Raw genomic sequence first — 19,090 nt, forward strand, 5'->3', positions numbered from 1 at the left:
CACATCTCTTGCTCCCATCGGTGACAACAGCATTGCGACGCTTTCTTTGCTTTTTCACCGCCTGTCTGCTCAGCCTTGTGTTCACCCTGGCCATCTCAATCGATGCTGGTGCGCAGGATCAACCTGTTGAGGAAACGGTCGATCTTGTTCAAGATGAAGCGGATGGAACAGATCAGGACGAGACCAATGAAGTGAATTCATTAGAAACCCCTGAGGTTCAAAAAACAACCATCATTGGTATCGAAGGGGAGGTCCTCAATCCGATCATCAAGATTGAAGACCAGCCGTTTTATGACGAGCTTCAGCGTCTGGCTCTCTTCTGGGACGACTCACCAATCGGTCATGTCGAAGATCGTGCTCCCAAGGAAACCCTGTTGAATTTTTACGCCGTGATGGCGAGTATTGGGTCTGAAATCGAGTCGATCCGCAGAGACGCCAAGCAAGACCCGGGTTTCGGTTGGACACCTGAAATGAAGACCCGAATTCGAAATGTTGATGTCCTGTTTGGGCTTGCTATTAAAGCCTTGAATGGTTCGGATTTTCCAGAAAGTGTAAGAGATGATCTTGTTGATGAGGCCGCCATACAACTAAAATTGGTTTTGGATTATGTGTTTTCCAGTAGCCGCCGTCCGATTGAAATTCCGGATGAGGAAGGTGTGCGTTTGATGAATCAAGGTCTGGTGAGGCGTGACGTGTTGACCTGGCGCCTCCCAAGTACAGGAATCGTGTTGGCGAGTGATGCTGAGCAGGAAGGAAATGACTGGTATTTCAGCCCTTCAACGGTTGCCAGTGCGGCAAAGATGTACAAGGAAATCGAGTCTAAAGCTGAAACATTTAAAGGAGTTCCATTCGCAACCCCAGATTTTTATCGCAATTTCATTAGAACGCCATGGCATCTTGTGCCGCCGAAGTGGTATCTCAATCTGCCTGACTGGGTTCATGAATTCATCGAGGTTGATGTTTTTGCAGGTCAGACGGCTTTTCAGATTGTATTTGCAACACTCACATTTGCTCTCTACATCGTTATCGTTTTCCTTCTGGTTTCGAGATTGATTGCAAGCCATGTGAATCGAGCTGCAATCCTGACAACAATTTCCGCTCAAGAGCGGCTTGATGGTGTCTGGAAGGATGATGAAGTGGCTTGGACCCGTGTTTTATATGTTCTGCCGATTCTTCCGCTGACGACAATCTCCAAGGTTTTTGTTGACGACTATTTGAATTTCACTGGTGTTCCTCTGGTCTTTGCCACGTACTTCTTTTACGTGGCTTGGTGCCTCTCTGCTTGTCTGCTCGCGTTTTACTTTTTTGAGGCACTTGGTAAATCGGGTGCGGAAACTTTGCTGCGTGTACGTGGTAGTGATTCGTCGATCAAGCTGAAACGTTGGGGTAGTCGTGTCCAGCCTATCTGCCGGGCTATTACGGCATCGTGACGCTTTTCCTTGTGTACCGAATGTTAATTCAGCTCGGTCTCCCCGGCAGCCTTGTGCTTGCGTTGTCGTCCGTGCCTGGTCTGGCGATCGCGCTTGGTGCGTCCAAGTTGCTCAGCAATCTTTTTGCGGGTTTTTCGATTCAAACGGACCGCCCGCTGCGTGTTGGTGAGTTCTGCAGGATTGGTGACTATCTGGGATATGTCACCAAAATTGGGTTGCGTTCGATTGAGATTCAAACACTGACAAGTACGGTTGCTATTCCAAACTCAATTGCAGATGATTCGATCATCGTTAATTATTCAGACCGTCAACTGCTGACGGGTTACGAACATCGTCAGGGTGTTGAAATCCGTGTTCCGATTGGTGTTTCGCTGACGTCTGCTCAGGTGAATCAACTGCTCTTCTTCATTAACAGGTACCTGGAGGGTTCGGGTGATTTATCTGATACGCGAGTCGATGTTGAACAGGTGAACGGAGATGAATTGACGATCATTGGTTTTGGCTATGGGGATTTTTTAACGTGGGAGGATTATCTGGAAACGCGCAAAAAGATTTTTGTTCGTTTTAAGCAGATCATCGCTCAGGTTCTGATGTCCAGAATCGTCTTGCGTGTGGCTTATCAGACCCCAGAAGCTGTGCGGAGGACCGTTCCTGAGCAGATCAAACAGCTTGTTTGTCTTGATGAGCAGATCACCTTTGGCAGTTGCGAATTGCTGAAAATCTCTGACTACAGCTACGACTTTATTTTTGATTTCCGAGCCTTTCATCGCACCTATGGCCTTTTTCTGAAGGCTGTGGATCGGATCAACCATGATCTTCTCACTTTGTGGAGAGAGAAAACATTGTGATGCCCTTCCCAACCTCGATCTTTATCCAGAAGCCGGCCGAACTCCTTGATCCCCGGGGAGTCAATCCGATGTGATGTCGTGCAGTCGATCCACCATCAGATCAACCTCGGTCTCCACGCCTCCATCGCGGGCCCACGCCTCAGGGTCATGGCGCTTCAGGATGTCCTCGTTCAATTGGGTGGCCTGTTGAGCAGCTGAATCCTGCTCACCAATCAGTTGACAGGCGATGCGGCGTTGGTGAGGTGCATCCCGGTGTTCCCAGAGATAGAGAGCCTGCCAGGTGCCAAGCCACAGCTGCCCTCTGGCGAGGCTCAGCGTCATCGTCTGAGCCGTTAACGCAGTGCGAATGTGCGCCGGCATATCGTCCGGACCTTCATCGCGATGCCGGTAGGGATGGTCCCGGGGGACGACCCGATCCATCCAGTTCGCCAGATCCTCCAACACCCTTGGATCAGCGTTTTCGTTGATCGTGAGACTGGCGCTGGTGTGGAGGCAGGTGAGATGCAGAGCACCCTCGCCGATGCCCGTACCGGTCAACCACCGGTTGATCATCGGGTCCAGCCGCGTGAACCCTTTGCCGCGCGTCGGAACGTCCAGCTCGTGCCGGATCATTGTCAGTTGATCTGCCACGGTTCCAGGCCTGGTTCCATCAACCTAGGCAGAGGTCTTGATGCAGGAATTCGAGCTTGATGGTTACTCCGGATCTCACCCTGCTGTACGACGGTGGCTGCCCGCTGTGCGTTCGGGAGGTTCGTTTTCTCCGATCCCGTGATCGCGATCAACGACTCGCGTTTGTGGATATCGACGCCTCGGATTACGACCCGATGGCCCATGGCGGCATCGGCTATCGGCAAGCCATGGGCAGGATTCATGCCATCGATGGGTCCGGCGCCGTGCTCCGCGACGTTGCTGTTTTTCGAGAGGCCTATCGATTGATCGGTCTTGGCTGGATTTATCGCCCGACGCGCCTGCCGTTGATCGCTCCGCTGGTTGATGCGGTGTATGGACTCTGGGCTGATCGGAGGCTCCAGATCACAGGGCGCCCGGATCTCGACACGCTCTGCCGGGATCGCCAGCAATGCAAGACCGTGGAGAACAGCTCCCCTTGAAGCAGCCGCTCTTGATGTGGCCACCATTGATTCACAGGATCGTTGTGCCCACACTGGTGAAGAGGCATCCGTCTTCACTGTGCAGAACCAATCCCATCCTCCGTTCGAAGGATTTTCCGACCGTGTGACCGATGGGACCGATCAGGAACGCACCGTGGCCTACAGCCGCTGGTTGAAGCGCCTCAGGGAGAATCAAGGCGAGCCTGATTCCGCCGGGGACAGATCGTCCGAGCAGGCGTCTCGTTAACGTTTGGCGAATCGGTAGTTCAGATGAAAGCCGCGTCTTCGGCTTGGGATCGCCTGGGGTCGTATCTCAGGGAAACGCAGCTTCTCGGTTCGATCCAGAGCGCCCTCTACTGGGACCAGAACACCCGGATGCCAAGTGGCGGATCGGTGTGGAGAGGTGAACAGCTGTCACTTTTGGCCACCCAGCTCCATGCCCGTCAAAGCGCAGACCATTACGCGGAGTTGATTCACGCTGCCCGGCAGGAGTGGACGGACTCCTCAGAGACGGAGGCCACCAGCGATCGCGGCCGAAATCTTGATCTTCTGGAGCAGGATCTGCGCAGGCAGCGGGCCCTTGACCCTGCGCTGGTCGCAGCCTTGGCGATGGCCAAGTCGGAGGGGTACAACCTCTGGCAGCAGGCTCGCCGATCCTCTGATTTCTCCCTGTTTGCTCCGGCATTGGAGCGGATGATCAAGCTGCGCCAGGACCAGGCAGCTCAGCTGGCGGAGCCACGCAGTTGCTGGGAAACATTGGCGCAACCGTTCGAGCCTGATCTGACCCTGCCGAGACTCAGGGACCTGTTGGCTCCGTTGCGACGTCGTCTGCCGGAGCTGGTCGCCTTGGCAACGAGTTCCCCGCGTCCCCGCAGGCTTGGCTGGGATTTGTCCGAGAACGGCCAACACAGACTGTGCCAGGAGCTGTTGACCTCATGGGGACAGGATCCGGCCATCAGTTGCGTGGCCCAGTCCCCCCATCCGTTTTCGATCACGCTCGGGCCCTCCGACTACCGACTCACCACCAGAATCGTGAAGGGGCAACCCCTCTCCTGTTTTCTGGCGACAGCCCATGAGTGGGGCCACTCCCTTTATGAACAGGGGCTGCCGAATCAGACCCATCAGTGGTTTGCCTGGCCGCTTGGACAGGCCACATCAATGGCGGTTCATGAAAGCCAGTCGCTCTTCTGGGAAAACCGAGTGGCGCGCAGTTTTGCCTTTGCCAAGCAGTGGTGGGGCCGATTCTCAGAACAGGGAGCGCCCTTCAAAAGTGCCGATGATTTCTGGCGAGACCTCAATCCCCTGGCGCCGGGTCTCAACCGCGTTGAAGCGGATGAGCTGAGTTATGGCCTCCACATCATGATTCGCACGGATCTTGAGATCGCCCTGCTTGAGGAGGGCTTGCCTGTGGAGGATCTGCCCCGTGAATGGGGGGATCGCTACCAGCAGCTGCTGGGTGTGTCCCCTGGCGACGACGCCGAGGGCTGTCTTCAGGATGTGCATTGGTCCGAGGGACTGTTTGGCTACTTCCCCTCGTATCTGCTGGGACATCTCATCAGTGCTCAATTGAGTGAAGCGATGACTGCGGAGATCGGTGCCCCGGAGCAGCACATCGAATCGGGTGATGTTCAGCTCCTGCTGGACTGGTTGAGAACGCGAGTCCATTCCGTCGGACGGGCTCTCAATGCGGAGGGGCTGGTCCGGCAGGTGAGTGGTCATCCCCTCAGCAGTGAACCCTTCCTGCGCTACCTCGAGTCGAAGCTGGAGGCCCTCTCAACCAACACCGCATCGCCCCTGGCCTGACGGCCAGATCACTGCTTCAGGCAAGCCATGGCGGCCGCCGCGTAAGATCCCGGCGCAATCGACCGCCATTCATGGCCAATCTCGAGCAGGCTCCCAGCCGCAGCATGCCCAACCTGCTGCACGTGCTTCCGGCCTTCGCTGATGAAGCGGAGCTTCGTCTCAACACGATTGTGGAGCTCAACTCCAACACCATCAACAAGTACGAGCTGATCACCGAAACCGGTCATCTCAAACTGGATCGGGTTGGCTACTCATCCCTGGCTTATCCCTTTGCCTACGGATGCATCCCTCGCACCTGGGACGAGGACGGTGATCCCCTCGACATCGAGATCGTCAATGTGACCGAGCCCCTCGTCCCTGGATCGATTGTTGAAGCGCGCATCATCGGTGTGATGACCTTCGACGATGGCGGTGAGGTGGACGACAAGGTGATCGCTGTTCTGGCGGACGACAAGCGTGTCGATCACATCAAGAGCTTCGAAGATCTCGGCGAGCACTGGAAGAAGGAAACCACCTATTACTGGGAGCATTACAAGGACCTCAAAAAGCCTGGGACCTGCACCGTCAATGGCTTCTTCGGTCCAGACAAGGCGGTTGAGATCATCAAGAGCTGCGAAGCTCGCTATCTCAAGGAGATCGACCCAATCTTGGTTGATTGATCGGGAGCGGAGGTTTCCGAGGGAAGCGTCTCTGGGGGTCAGCGCTGGTACATGTTCACCAGCACGCTTCTGCTGGCATCGGGATGCTGGGGGTGGCCCCGGTGAGCTCCTCGTTGGGAGGAGATCACCATGTCTCCTGGGGACGCGAACAGGGGTAGGGCCGTGGTGTCATCCAGCTGGCTGAACTCGTAGGTTCCAATGCCGTGTTGTTCGTTGAATGCACGGCTGCGTTTCCAGCTGCGCCTCTCTCGGTGAGAGCTGGGCACATAGCAATAAGGGCCGATGTCGAGACTGCCGACCTGGGAGAGAAACACAAACGACTTGAACTTCAGGGAGCGGCCGTCGCAGTGATACCCGCGGGTGTCCTGGACGCCACGATTGACGTAAAGATTGCGGCACTTGACCCGCACCGGCGTGAGACAGGAGGCCATCACCAGCCGTCGCACCTGTGGTTCATGCAGGCAGGACTGAACCAGGTCGTTCATCGCCGAGGAGAGCCGTTCGGGATGAAAGATGTCGACCATCCCTGCATCACTGCCGCTGCGACCATCCGGTCGCTGAACGCGATAGTTGATCACGGGCCGATCGGCGTCCACGAAGGTGTTGTATCCCTTCAGGACCCGGCGGCTGGGCAGATTCAGGTAGGCGATCTCATCGATCCCTGAGCGTTCCGGCTGGGAGGCATCCTCAAGAATCTGGGCGACCTGACGGTTCAGTGCGGCGACCAGATCCGCTGATGCAGCACCTCTCAGCACAACCACCCCCTGGCGGTTCAGGGTCCATGCCGCCCGAAGAAAGCAGCGCTTGCTTCTGATCAGATCCTTGAAGGGGAAGGACAGGGCTTCGGTGGCCAGGACCCTCTCGTCTCCTTCCAGAAGCGTTGGCAGGGCCAAAGCCGGAGGTGAGGAGCTTTGTGCTGACGCTGCTGGCATGCCCAGACCCTTACCGGGCTTGCTTGGCATCAGCGAGCGTACCCCCAGTGATTCATGGATTTAGCGGAGCCCCCGCGGGATGGCACGGAGCGATCGGACCGGGATGAGACTGAGATGAGAACCGGGGGCGAGACGGAAAGACGAGATACAGAGACGAGACGGTGCCATGTATCGGAGTCATTTAATAAAGACATGAAACGGAGAGAGTCTTAAGAGTGGACGGCTGAGACGCAAAACAGCTGCTTTTCCTTCGGGCGATGCATAAGTTGAGACCAAAGGGTCTTATGCGTCTCATGAATCTTGGTTTGATCGGTGGTCTCGCGGCGCTCTCCCTGTCCGTGATCTACCCAGCGCAGCAGCCTGTTCAGGCCGCCGAGGTGGCGGTTCGGTCGTCGCCGACGAGCTCCCGCATCGTGCTGGATCTGCGGAAAAGGCAGATCAGTGTGATCCGTGGCGGGCAGCGGCTTGGGCCTTGGCCAGTGGCGATCGGTGATCCCAAGACGCCAACGCCGGTCGGCGAATTCTCGATCCTGAACAAGAAGGTCAATCCTGTTTATGTGTCCAACAAATCAGGTCAGCGCAAGGAGCTGAGCGGTCCATCGAGTCCGATCGGGGATCGCTACATGGCCTTTCACCGCAACGGGCGCGGAGAGTTCGGGATTCATGGGACGCCATGGCCCCACTGGGTTCAGATCCGTGCTGCGGTCAGTCTTGGCTGCGTGCGCATGTTGAATCAGCACGTTCACAAGTTGTTCGATGCCGTGGATGTGGGCACCACGCTTGAGATTCGCGGCTGATCAGGCCTCAGGCCGCATCTCCTGGAAGATCTCCTGAAGGATCTCACCGGCGCCCTGACTTTTCAGCTGGTTGGCCAGGTCGATGCCGATCGCTTCCGGATTGGTCCGTGATCCGCGGCTCTGGTTGCGGATCAGACGTTTGCCGTCCAGGCTCGCCACCATTCCCGTCAGCACCAGGTCGTCGGCTTCGAACGACGTGTTAACGCCGATGGGGACCTGGCAGCCACCTTCGAGTTCGCGCAGAAAGGCCCGTTCCGCCAGGCAGCGCTGGGATGTTGGCGTGTGCTCCAGCGTCCTGATGGCCTCCATCACGTCGGGCTTGTCTTCGACGCATTCGATCCCCAGGGCTCCTTGGCCGACGGCATGGAGTGAGATATCGCCGGGAATCAGTTGGTGGATGCGATCGGAGAAGCCAAGACGTCCAAGACCGGCGGCGGCGAGGATCAGGCAGTCGTATTCCCCGGCATCGAGCTTTTCGAGACGGGTGATCACATTGCCGCGCACATCTTTGAAGATCAGGTGCGGATAGTGATGCCGGAGCTGGGCCAGTCGCCTCAGGGAGCTTGTGCCCACAACCGACCCTTCAGGGAGAGTGTCGAGTTTGTGATCGCTGTTCTTGGCATTCACCACCAGGGCATCGGCAGGGTCTTCCCGCTCGGTGATGCACCCAAGCATCAATCCCTCCGGAAGGTTGGTGGGTAGATCCTTGAGGGAGTGGACGGCGATGTCAGCCCGCCCGACCAGCATCTGTGCTTCCAGTTCTTTGGTGAACAGCCCTTTGTCACCGATCTTGGCCAGGGCCACATCCAGGATCTTGTCTCCCTGGGTCGCCATTGCTTCAACGCTGATGGTGAGATCCGGATGGGCTTGTTCCAGCTCTGCCTTCACCCAGTTGGTCTGCACCATCGCCAGCTGACTGCGTCGAGAAGCGATCCGCAGATGGGTGAGGGGCATGGGGCTCGCGATTCAGCAGGCAAGCCTACGCAGTCAGGTGCGACGCGATTCCCGAGCAGATTCGTGTTCAGGTTGGGTCGAGACTTTTCAACACTGCTTAACATCTTCCCAACGAAGTGATTGGCCATGCCGGGTCCAGTTGTCAATGGAGTCCGTCATTCCGCCTCACTGGCTGAGACGGATTCAACCCCATCGTCGCGGGACGATTTTCTCCCCTTGATGGCCGAGGGCAGCATCCGCCTGCTGCTATTAACCAGTGGTGATCTGTTGATGGCTCGCCTGAGGAACACCACGGATCGCGACGGTGATCCTGCCTATCAGCTCATCCGTCCACGTCGTGTGGTGTTGAACGACTCTCAGGCTGATGGGCAGACAGCCAACTGGACTCTTGAGCCCTATCTGGTTGGACTCACCAGACAACGCAATGTGGTGTTGTTCAAAACGGCCCTTGCGTCGGTTCTTGAGCCTGATGCCAGGCTCGTGCAGGCGTATTCGGAGATGACGGCGCAGGAATGTCCTCTTGAGGAGACACCTGTGGAACGTCTGAAGCGCGCTTTCCAGGAGTTCACCGACAGCTTTGAGGTGGAAACGTCAAAGGGATGACCATCTCCATGCGCTTGGTCATAAAAAAACCCTGATCTGCGATCAGGGTTTGATCTCTTCCGTGTGAGGAGGGCGTCTCAATTCCCTCACCGCTCTTATAGGAGCCAATCACGCTTCAGGGAAGTGAAACATGTACTTACATGGAACAAACCAACGCAAGCCCCTCCTGGCGGCGCGGTTTGTTGTGATCAGGCACGGTCGTGATCAGCCGCTGTCTTGATCAGATGCTGTCGTGATCAGTTGCTGCACATCTGTTTCGGTATGAACAGATCCTTGAGGGTGCGGCGTTGATCCTTGCGGCTGAAGGTGAAGCGCTGGCCATCGGTTTCGCTGCAGAAGATGATGTGGAACTGGCAGGGGTTGAACTGAAACAGGCCCTGCTCCGCTGCCAGGTGCACGTGGGTGTCGTGGCCTGGATCGCCAGGACCGTAGACCTCGGCGCCGATCCCGGTGAGAACGTCTTTGAAGTGTCGCGTGCGTTCTCTCCAGTGGACGCCCTTCAGGACATCCTCTCTCCAATCCTGAACATCGATGGCTTCACCCGTGTAGTGATAACTATTGGCGGCGTGCACACCATCAACCACATCAAAGTAAGGGTGCTCTCGAACGGTCAGGCCAAAGTGATCTTGTAGACGCGTCCCCAATTCAATGATGTCGACCCAATAGATGGCATCATCAACCATTGTTGTTGTTCCAGCGCGTCTGGGATGCACTCACTCCCTTCGATTGGTCAAGTTATCGCCCGACGATGAGACGATCAATGACAGCCTGTCTTGATTGCATCGTGTCTTGATCGGAGATTGGTTGATCAGATGATGTCTTGATGGTCTGTTGATTGGCTGGATTCAGAGATCGCTGGGTTGGACGCCTCCTGACGAACAATGGCGGCTGTGGTCATCGGCATCAGCTCTGACGAAGGTTTCCCTCTGCCGGGGGATGTTTGTTTCATCGTCTAACTGGAGACTTTGGTCAGCGAACGTCATCCAATGAACCAGCGTCTCACCGGAACCCTCATCGCCTACAGCTTCCTTGCCATGGCCCTGCTGCCAATCGTCATGACGATTCAGTCGATTCCTGGAGCATGACGCCAGTCAGCAATAGGAAACCCTGATCAGTGCCTGACCAGCCACCACATGTGGGGAGGCGCAAAAAAAAAGCCCGCCTGTAGAGCGGGCCGGATGATGGGGTTCTCAAATTTAAAGCCCCTAGCCACTACATGCAGCGTTGCCGTAACACAGATCACGATCTTTACGTTGCTTAACCGCAGTCTTAAGTGACTGTTCGTTCACCCCATATCTAGGGGGTTATGTGTAGTATTTCAGCATCAGATCAAGATCTGGTGCAGACAGCCGGGTGATGGGGATTGCTTTGGCTTGAATCACCGCCCTGCATATGGGGGCGGTTTTTTTGTCTGCACCTGACGCTTTATACCCACCACGCCTGGGCCGGCAAGACGCCGCAGCGCTGATTTGGTCAGCTGTTGAGCTGCCACCTCACTCCCTTGCCCGTCTCACATGACTAACCCTGAGAAGCCTTGCGCGTCTCCTCTCCGTTGCAAGGCTTCTGCGATCTCGAAATGCCAGCAGTCACAAGCGGTTTCCTTGGCTTGACCCTTTGAAATCTCCCCAGCGGGTTGTCTTGCCACCAAGGATCTCCTGACAAGAAGACTGCACTGTTTCGATCAGTCGACCCTGAATCTCGATGGACCGTGCTGACTGGTCGTTCAGAGGTTGTCGATCGTCTGGCTGCTGCTGCGGGTCCGTGCGGCCAGAAGACGGAGCGATAAAGATCTCATTTCTACGAACAAACGCTGAGCGGCCGAGCGACATGGCGTCGCCTGGCTGCTCAGCGTGAAGTCTGCTGATAGGAATGGCTGTTCAGCGGGGTAGCTGTTCAGTGGGGTAACTGTTCAGCAGAGTGGCGTCACTCGTCTCCTTCTTCTGTCTCGCCAGCAGGAATAAGGCGGATCGCTTTTTTACCCAGTTTGATCGTGAATTCATCGCCGGGATTCAGCTCCAGCATTGACGTATAGGCCTTGCCAACAAGGAGATTGCCGTTGCCTTGCACCTTGGCTGTGTAGCTGAGTTTGCGTCCACCTTTGCCGACGCCAGCGGCGCCGCCTACGGCAAGGTTGACTCCTTTGGCTTCAAGAAGTGCTTCGTAGAAGGCGGTGAAATTCAGGCGCTCACCTCCGTCTTTTTTGGTGGAGACATAGCCGCAGGCCTTGACAAGATCAGACTTGGAAACGTCTCCCAGGTCTTTCACTTTCGCAAGAAGATCAGATCCGGTCAGCATTGGAATCAATCGTTAGTGTGCCTTTTTTATGGTCTCTTCTGCCGGTGCTGTTGTCAACATTGGCCTGAGCGTGAGTGTTCCCTGAACGCTCGGTTCTTGGATCGTTCCTGATTGAAGTTGATTGGTTTTGTGGAGATCATTCTTGCATGGCTTTAATTTTTAGCAGTCTCAAGGCAGCAATGTGAGGCGAGTGGATTGTTGTCAGCGGATCCATAGCAAGCAGAGAATGGTTTGCATGGAGAGCATTGGTGATCCTTGCGCACGGCGATTTAAAGCCAGTTGTTCATAACGTCTGCTTCCACATGAAGGCAAAAAATCAACAACAAAAAGAATGAGAATCATTCCCTTCGTTTGTATTGGCAGGCAACAATTGGCCACATCACTGGTGTATCGACGGTTTGAAATGCGCTAAAATTCTGTTAGTTCACGTTTAAAACAAATGGACAAGTGTGCTTGCACGTCCTGCACCTGTGTTGTTGAGCAATCCGCTGCTGTGGTTCTCAATGGCCAAAAGTTCTGTTCCGATGCCTGTGCGCAGGGGCATCCCAACGATGAGCCCTGTCATGGCAGTGGATCCTGTGGTTGCAGCTGTGCCACGAGCTGAAGCGCACTGTTGATGCGTTCAGCGCAACCCTTCGCTCACCCTTGTTGAACCATGTGTTCTCAAGGGTGTGATTTTGAGTGGGTATGAATTTGAGGCTGCTCCTTCAAGTAGCAGCCTCAGAAGCAATAGTTCATTCCTTGCCAAGCCTGGGCTTTAGACCCAAAGCATGTTGTTCAGATTGTGAGTGTATGGACCCATGAAGGGGGGCAGCAACAAGCATCCCCCGTTTTTCGTTGCGTTCTTCCTTAAAACACATCCACTTCCACAGCGGGAACAATCTGGAGATTGCCCGGGAAGTTGGCGAGAAACGCGTCCTTATCAATGTTCAACAGCAAGGTGTTCACCTTGTCGTTGCCCTCGATGCGTAGGTCATCCCCTTGTTGCGTGAAGGTCAGCTCCAGAGCATTGACCAGACCGATGCCGTCTTGGTTGATGTTGAAGTCGGTCACCACATCCTTTCCTGGAGAGAGGACAAAGACATCGCTGCCTCTGCCGCCAGTGAGGGTGTCCCCGCCTTTTGCTCCATAGAGAACGTCGTTGCCTTTCCCGCCTTTGAGGTTGTCTGGGCCACTATGACCCTGGAGATTGTCAGCTCCCTTTCTGCCGCGAAGTTTGTCGGCATCTTGACCTCCGTAGAGGTAATCAGCTCCGCCTTTTCCAACCAGGGTGTCGTCTCCGCGTCTGCCGGTGAGTTTGTCGTTCTGCTTGTTGCCCTTGAATGTCTCGTTTGTTTTGGTGCCCTTTATGACGTCATCGAAAGTGCTCTTGGCAGGCTTCTTCTCGACATCAATCACACGGAGTCTGTTGTCGTCTTCTGAATTGCCATCTCCAGTTTCTGGCTGGATGGGTTCACCATCAATGGTGGAATCATCCCCGCCGCCTTGATTTTGGTCGCCGGGGAAGCTGTTGCCACCGCCGCCGGAACCAGAGCCGGAGCCATCGCCCCCACCGGAGCCGCTTCCATTACCACCGCCGTTTCCGCCACCGTCAGTGATCGGAAAGAGCTCATTGCCGTCAGGATCAATAATCGGTGGTTTTGGATCGACGAACTTTTCTTTTGTGATGCCAACAACGGTTGCGGAATTCCCTTTTAGATCACCAGAGATGACGGAAATAACTGTGCTTGGAACAGCAGGTGTTTCGTTATTTTGATATTTAAACAGAACATCTTTGTATTCAAGCTGATCAAGGGATCCATCGAATTCAACGAAGTCCGAGTCAAGGTTGAAGTCAAAGAAGACATCATCGCCTTCACTGATGACATAGGTGTCTTGATGGACATCTTGGCTGCCGAGGAGTTGATCGTTTCCTTTGCCACCATCCATGCGGTCACCACCTTCCCCGCCGATGAGAACATCCTTGCCTCCTCGGCCTAAGAGTTCGTCGGATTTTGTAAGGCCGAGCAGGATGTTGTCTCTGTTGTCGCCAACGAATTTTGTATTGCGCGGATATTGAGCATCCGACTCTGGTTGATCCGAGCCATTCGTGCCAATGATCAGCAGATTGTCGACATCGGTGTCGTCGTCCCCAGCCCCAGGCCGGAAGATGGGTTGTTTGATCGGCTTGAGATTGCCGTTTTCATCCTTTGGTCCGTCGGGATCAATCGGGAGGATGATGGGTGGGTAAGGCTTGTGGCCAAGGAAGTTTTCGACTGAGATGCCAACAAGGGTGGTCGTGCCCTTGCCATCGAGCCTGGTGATCAGGGTGCTTTCAATATCGTCGCCATAGCTTGTTGGAGCAAAGCGCAGATCTCTTGCCCTGCCATCGAATTCAACGAAGTCCGAGTCAAGGTTGAAGTCAAAGAAGACATCATCGCCTTCACTGATGACATAGGTGTCTTGATGGACATCTTGGCTGCCGAGGAGTTGATCGTTTCCTTTGCCACCATCCATGCGGTCACCACCTTCCCCGCCGATGAGAACATCCTTGCCTCCTCGGCCTAAGAGTTCGTCGGATTTTGTAAGGCCGAGCAGGATGTTGTCTCTGTTGTCGCCAACGAATTGTGTATTGCGCGGATATTGAGCATCCGACTCTGGTTGATCCGAGCCATTCGTGCCAATGATCAGCAGATTGTCGACATCGGTGTCGTCGTCCCCAGCCCCAGGCCGGAAGATGGGTTGTTTGATCGGCTTGAGATTGCCGTTTTCATCCTTTGGTCCGTCGGGATCAATCGGGAGGATGATGGGTGGGTAAGGCTTGTGGCCAAGGAAGTTTTCGACTGAGATGCCAACAAGGGTGGTCGTGCCCTTGCCATCGAGCCTGGTGATCAGGGTGCTTTCAATATCGTCGCCATAGCTTGTTGGAGCAAAGCGCAGATCTCTTGCCCTGCCATCGAATTCAACGAAGTCCGAGTCAAGGTTGAAGTCAAAGAAGACATCATCGCCTTCACTGATCACGAAGGTATTTGATTGTCCTGCTTCTTCTTTAGACCCCCAAAGATGATCATCGTCTGCACCTCCATCCATCCGATCTTTTCCGGTGCCGGCATACAATTCGTCTTCGCCTGAATTGCCAATTAATGTATTATCTCCTTGATGGCCTTGAATAACGTCATTGCCGGCATTGCCGCGCAATGTATCGGATCCCGTTCCACCCTCAATCACATCATGGCCGGATCCAGCTGAGATGTTGTAAGCAACATCTGTTGGGAGGTTTGGGCAATCAGTGACGGGTATATCGTCGCTTGAGAGGTCATACCTGTATTTTTCTAGGAGCGACGATCCACCAACACGTACGGTCTCGCCGGTGTTGTTTTCATTGCTGTATGAAATCAACAGTGGTTCAATCTTTAGTGTTCCAGTTAGTTCTGGCTCTTCAGTGATGTTGTTGCACAGATCTAGAACGATTTCATCTTGCAGTTCGATCCATTCGACCACCACGGAGTCTGGCCGTGTTGTTCGATCTCCGCCCGTGATTTCATGGAAATGGTCATGAGCTGTCGATTGCCAATCTGAGCCATCCGGATCATAAGAATCCCCCGTATGGCCTGAAGACCCTGTTGCGTCTCCAACACCATGCTGATGACTTCCTGAGCCTTTGACCTCAAAATTCCATACATTTTTAGTTGAGTATTTATTCAATTCACCAAGCCCTTCATCTGTGCCTCGCAGATAGCGGCCTGCCCAGTCTGACCGCGACGCCCAAGGTTCGGTCACCTTATCGCTCAACCATGCAGCAACGATTCCATCGGGGAGTAACTGCTCAATCCCATTGTTGTTCTGCCTTTTTCCATTGAATTTAACCCATTCAACATTCACACTGTCCGGGTGAGTTTCATTTTGCTGGCTACTATGTGGAATCTCATGCGTGTGGTCATCTGTGTATTTGGTATAAGGGGGTTTGCCAGTTTTTCCCCCCCATAAAGCTTTGCCACCACTGGTTCCATGTACTCCGTGACCATCCCTAACACCATGCGAGTGATCCTTGTCTTCTCCTTTGAGTTGAAAAGGATTTCTGGGATCTGCTGTTCTGCTGTTGATTGTTTCACCAAATTCAAAACTTACCTTGCTCCCAACAGATTCTCCACTGCCAACCAGATAGACATCGTCGGTGAATACTGACGTCCAGCCTGGATCAGTGGAGTGCCGTGCTCGAGCAAAGATGATCCCTTCAGGGATGATTTCGTTTCGTCTTTCATTTGTATAGTCGTGTTTGATGATCCAATTGACGGCCCGGGCTTTTGGATGGGTTGATTGATCACCACCTGAATACTCAAGATTGTGATTGTGGCTGCCAGAGAGTGTGCTTTGTTTTTCTCGGTACTTTGAATCTGGTGGCTGTGCACCGTTTCTGTCAGTTTTATTGCCGCCATTTCCTCTTGTTTGATTCTTGTTACCGTAAGTAAAACTGTGGCTATCGGTGTCTGTCTTATTGAGCCCTTTCGGTAAAGCTGTTAGATAGGGTAGTTCCGCACCGAGGGCTGCAGGCTTATCTTTTTCCGTGGTCGCAGCCTGCAGCTCATCGGTGTAACCCTGCTGAACCAAAAATCTGCCACTAAAGTCTGGTAATTTGTTACTGTCAAGATTATCAGCCAGTAAGGGATATTTACTGTCATCGAATGTTTTGGTTTCACCGTTCAGGAAGAACCAACCATCAGGTGCAATCGAGCCTTCCCATGCCGCGATGAGGCCTGGTGCTACCAATGTGTTGATGTTGATGTCGGTATCCCAGGCCAAGTCATCGTCCCGGTCAAAATCAAGAATGTATGTGGTGTGTATTTCTGCGTCCTTGTCATCCGACAAGGTGAATCGGACCAGTGCTGATGAATCAGTCCATTGATAGTTCTGATCTAGTCCTTCAGGTCGTTCCTCTAATTCGTTGGCTCTGATGAATTCAACAATTTTTCCTTCGCTTGGAAATTCTGTGATCGTATCTCCCTGTGATCCTTTGAAGGACTTGATGACATCCGTGCCTTCGCTCAGGATAAAGACGTCGGATCCACCACCACCGTCGTAATAATCATTTCCCAGCCCTCCATTGAGCTTGTCTTTCCCCTGTCCACCAATCAACGAGTCATTACCTGAACCACCATCGAGGGTGTCGTTTCCATCATTGCCTTCAAGGGTGTCGTTGTAGGAGCCTCCGTCCAGTTCATCATGACCCTCACCGCCTTCAAGCGTGTCGTAGCCGGATCCTCCCTCAAGCGTGTCGTTGCCATTGCCACCCGCCAATTCATCACCTTCACCCTGTCCTTTGATCAGGTCATCACCATTGCCACCAATCAGGGAGTCTTTGCCAGCTCGGCCTGTTAGTTCATCATCACCACCATCTCCAATGAGTGTGTCACCCTTTTTGCCACCCTCCAAGACGTCGTCTTCGCTGCCGCCCACTAAATGGAGGTTGTTCTCGAATTCTGATGGATCCCCTTCTGGTTTGAATTCTGCTTTTTTGTTCTTGTTGAGTAGCTCGACATATTGACCATTGTAGTTTCCGTTTGATGTTTCTTTGACTTTAGCTATTACATTATTTTTTTCATCGCTGTTGCTGATTTCGATTTCTGAATCATCGGACTTGATGGTTGTGTCATTATTGTTTTTATCGAGATAAGTGTGCTTAATTAAGTTAGCGTATGGGTCTGAAAGTGTGGGGTCATACTTTACCCGTCTGAAAAGATAGTGGACACCATTTCTTATAATTACTTTAGTGCTTCTGCCGTCGTCGGCGGACTCGGTTTTTAGGCCAGACGTTATAACGAAATCATTGAATGTGTAGCTTTTGCCTTCCCAGCGCACTCGATCCAGTGGGAAATCATCTCCGTTCCCCGTATTATTGAAATTGTTGATTCCTGTTTGTCCGCCGTCACCTTTATTGATAACAACTGTCTCTACGCTGCCGTTGCTGTCATCAAGATGTAAATTATCGCTTCCACCTCCTCCGTAAATTGTATCGTCGCCCTTTTTGCTTACGATTTCATCATTGGATTTAGCCCCGCTGATTGAATCAGCGAAGTCAGTCCCTTCAAACATTTGTTTGCCGCAGACGGGAATCGAGTCTCCGCTATCAAAAACGGCCTCGAATTTCGTGGCTTGGTATCTTTTGTCTATTCCCCCTTCGATGATGAAGTAATCAGGAGTTTTGACGTCTTGGTCAAGATCAACGCAACCCCCTTCTGTTGATTGCGCTTCGCTTTCGTAGAGTCGATAAACTGGTGGGTCTGATTTTGATTTAAAGCTCCTGTCTCTTAATACCATTTGCATTGATATATCACCGGTCGCCTTGGTGCCTTTTTTCGGTTTTAAGCTGACGCTCCAAGTTGTATTTGGCGTGAATGGGCGGGCTATATCTTTTAGAACTTCAGCCTCATACCATTTTGTATATGTGCTTCTGTGCATCAACCGGTCGCGCCAAACGTTATCGGTAATCCAGCTACCTTCCTGATCTCCACTCTTGTTCGTAAAATATTCTTCATCTTTAATGTGATCTTGTTTCTCGAGGCCTACGAATTCGTACTGATTCCAGAAAGCATCTGCTTCAGCCCATTTTTGGTCTTGTCCTGCTCCTTGCCAAACTTCTGCGTCTTTGAAATCGTAATTAGCACTCAGCAAGTCAGTGCTTCCAACAAAAACCCTTCCGAATTCTGCTGCAAGTGGAGGGCTAGCGTGTGGATCGATAATGTCTTTTGGCTCATAATTTTTATTTGTCTTGGTAGTAAAAGTGAATGTATAAATATCGCCCTCTTTTTCGACTTTGTCTGGCTCAATAATCCAATCTGGGCGGTTGAATGGATCGGTTTCTCTTTCTTGCGCAAAGGTGCTAATGCTGGGATCGAGCTTTGATTCTGTGACGAGCGTATTTCCCGATACGCCATTTTTGTTGAACGTTAATCGTGCACCATTGGCGTCTTCCTTGAGCTTGATATCATCAATGGTGATGCCCGCATCGACCAGTTCATCGGACAGCACAATCTGGTCACCCTTGGTGTAGCCCTGAATCGTGTCGTCACCGCTGGAGAGCACATACACATCTCCCCCTTTGCCTCCAAGGAGCAGGTCATCACCCTTTCCACCATTAAGTGTGTCGTTTCCCTTGCCTGCTTCGAGGGTGTCATCTCCCTTTCCGCCATCCAGTTGATCATTGCCGATATCGGCGGTGATGAAATCATCTCCGCGCCTGCCGTTGAGTGTGTCGTCTCCAGCGTCACCTTCAATTTCGTCATCACCCTTTCCCCCATTGATGGTGTCGTCGCCCTTGCCGGCATCGACGAAATCATTTCCAGCTCCTGCACTGACCTCATCTGAGCCACCGCCTGCATCAATCAGGTCATCGCCACCAATCCCTTCCAGTTGGTCATCACCTGATGTCCCTTCCAATTCCTCGTCCCGCAGCAAAGGACCTCTGTTCCTGCTTCTAACCGGGGACTTGCCAACGAGCTGATCGGTATAAGTGAAAGGCGTCGCCATTGGGACCTATGTATTTGGCAATACCTTCCAGTGTCGCTATCGCTATGCGATTTGGCATCCCCTAGCTGGGGGATGCCAAAAAAATACTTTTTCGGACCAATGCTTCGCAGCTGTTGTTTCAAACGCAGGGAATTTCAGGCCCGCATGCTGATTCAGC

At 53.3% G+C, this 19,090-nt stretch carries 15 protein-coding genes; 9 read left to right on the forward strand and 6 right to left on the reverse strand.

The window, feature by feature from the left end:
- The first annotated feature begins 20 nt into the window (after nucleotides 1-20).
- Both KR100_RS14370 and KR100_RS14375 read left to right on the forward strand, forming a co-directional pair.
- Nucleotides 21-1,430 (forward strand): hypothetical protein, encoded by a 1,410-nt coding sequence (locus KR100_RS14370; RefSeq protein WP_162176481.1) that lies wholly within the window; start codon nucleotides 21-23, stop codon nucleotides 1,428-1,430.
- Entirely contained in the window at nucleotides 1,427-2,278 is an 852-nt protein-coding gene (locus KR100_RS14375; protein WP_156097913.1) for a mechanosensitive ion channel family protein, read from the forward strand. The genes KR100_RS14370 and KR100_RS14375 overlap by 4 nt, the downstream gene beginning before the upstream one ends.
- A gap of 60 nt (nucleotides 2,279-2,338) precedes the next feature.
- On the opposite strand, the gene KR100_RS04730 is transcribed toward KR100_RS14375, so the two are convergent.
- Nucleotides 2,339-2,890: a secondary thiamine-phosphate synthase enzyme YjbQ gene (locus KR100_RS04730; protein ID WP_038547966.1), complete on the reverse strand. Its 552-nt coding sequence runs from the start codon at nucleotides 2,888-2,890 to the stop codon at nucleotides 2,339-2,341.
- A 77-nt stretch (nucleotides 2,891-2,967) separates the two neighbouring features.
- On the opposite strand from KR100_RS04730, the gene KR100_RS04735 reads away from it, so the two are divergent.
- From KR100_RS04735 to KR100_RS04750, 4 genes are all read left to right on the forward strand, one after another.
- The gene (locus KR100_RS04735; RefSeq protein ID WP_038543603.1) at nucleotides 2,968-3,387 is read left to right on the forward strand and encodes a thiol-disulfide oxidoreductase DCC family protein; all 420 of its coding nucleotides are present in this window, start codon (nucleotides 2,968-2,970) and stop codon (nucleotides 3,385-3,387) included.
- Between the two features lie 16 nt (nucleotides 3,388-3,403).
- Entirely contained in the window at nucleotides 3,404-3,634 is a 231-nt protein-coding gene (locus KR100_RS04740) for a hypothetical protein (RefSeq protein ID WP_038543605.1), read from the forward strand.
- A gap of 23 nt (nucleotides 3,635-3,657) precedes the next feature.
- Nucleotides 3,658-5,190, forward strand: coding sequence for a carboxypeptidase M32 (locus KR100_RS04745; protein WP_038543607.1), 1,533 nt, complete (start codon nucleotides 3,658-3,660; stop codon nucleotides 5,188-5,190).
- A gap of 71 nt (nucleotides 5,191-5,261) precedes the next feature.
- On the forward strand, nucleotides 5,262-5,849 hold the full coding sequence (locus KR100_RS04750) for an inorganic diphosphatase (protein ID WP_038543609.1): 588 nt from the start codon (nucleotides 5,262-5,264) through the stop codon (nucleotides 5,847-5,849).
- A 38-nt stretch (nucleotides 5,850-5,887) separates the two neighbouring features.
- On the opposite strand, the gene KR100_RS04755 is transcribed toward KR100_RS04750, so the two are convergent.
- Nucleotides 5,888-6,811, reverse strand: a complete 924-nt coding sequence (locus tag KR100_RS04755; RefSeq protein ID WP_239420407.1) for a phytanoyl-CoA dioxygenase family protein — start codon at nucleotides 6,809-6,811, stop codon at nucleotides 5,888-5,890.
- A gap of 263 nt (nucleotides 6,812-7,074) precedes the next feature.
- Here KR100_RS04755 and KR100_RS04760 point away from each other — a divergent pair, with 263 nt between their 5' ends.
- A complete protein-coding gene (locus KR100_RS04760) occupies nucleotides 7,075-7,578 on the forward strand; it encodes a L,D-transpeptidase (RefSeq protein WP_239420408.1) in 504 nt (167 codons plus the stop codon).
- On the opposite strand, the gene hemC is transcribed toward KR100_RS04760, so the two are convergent.
- Nucleotides 7,579-8,532, reverse strand: coding sequence for a hydroxymethylbilane synthase (gene hemC, locus KR100_RS04765; protein WP_038543615.1), 954 nt, complete (start codon nucleotides 8,530-8,532; stop codon nucleotides 7,579-7,581).
- 126 nt (nucleotides 8,533-8,658) lie between these two features.
- Here hemC and KR100_RS04770 point away from each other — a divergent pair, with 126 nt between their 5' ends.
- A complete protein-coding gene (locus KR100_RS04770; protein ID WP_038543617.1) occupies nucleotides 8,659-9,135 on the forward strand; it encodes a DUF6561 domain-containing protein in 477 nt (158 codons plus the stop codon).
- A 236-nt stretch (nucleotides 9,136-9,371) separates the two neighbouring features.
- On the opposite strand, the gene KR100_RS04775 is transcribed toward KR100_RS04770, so the two are convergent.
- The gene (locus KR100_RS04775; RefSeq protein WP_162176482.1) at nucleotides 9,372-9,707 is read right to left on the reverse strand and encodes a hypothetical protein; all 336 of its coding nucleotides are present in this window, start codon (nucleotides 9,705-9,707) and stop codon (nucleotides 9,372-9,374) included.
- Nucleotides 9,708-11,058: 1,351 nt separating this feature from the next.
- Entirely contained in the window at nucleotides 11,059-11,430 is a 372-nt protein-coding gene (locus tag KR100_RS04785) for an AbrB family transcriptional regulator (protein ID WP_038543623.1), read from the reverse strand.
- A 439-nt stretch (nucleotides 11,431-11,869) separates the two neighbouring features.
- On the opposite strand from KR100_RS04785, the gene KR100_RS14850 reads away from it, so the two are divergent.
- The gene (locus KR100_RS14850; RefSeq protein ID WP_071839843.1) at nucleotides 11,870-12,034 is read left to right on the forward strand and encodes a conjugal transfer protein TrbI; all 165 of its coding nucleotides are present in this window, start codon (nucleotides 11,870-11,872) and stop codon (nucleotides 12,032-12,034) included.
- 245 nt (nucleotides 12,035-12,279) lie between these two features.
- Here the strand turns inward: KR100_RS14850 and KR100_RS15645 are convergent, their stop codons facing one another.
- The gene (locus KR100_RS15645; protein ID WP_038543625.1) at nucleotides 12,280-18,933 is read right to left on the reverse strand and encodes a tail fiber protein; all 6,654 of its coding nucleotides are present in this window, start codon (nucleotides 18,931-18,933) and stop codon (nucleotides 12,280-12,282) included.
- Nucleotides 18,934-19,090 lie beyond the last annotated feature (157 nt).

The sequence above is a fragment of the Synechococcus sp. KORDI-100 genome (assembly GCF_000737535.1).
In the GTDB taxonomy this organism is placed as follows: Bacteria; Cyanobacteriota; Cyanobacteriia; order PCC-6307; family Cyanobiaceae; genus Parasynechococcus.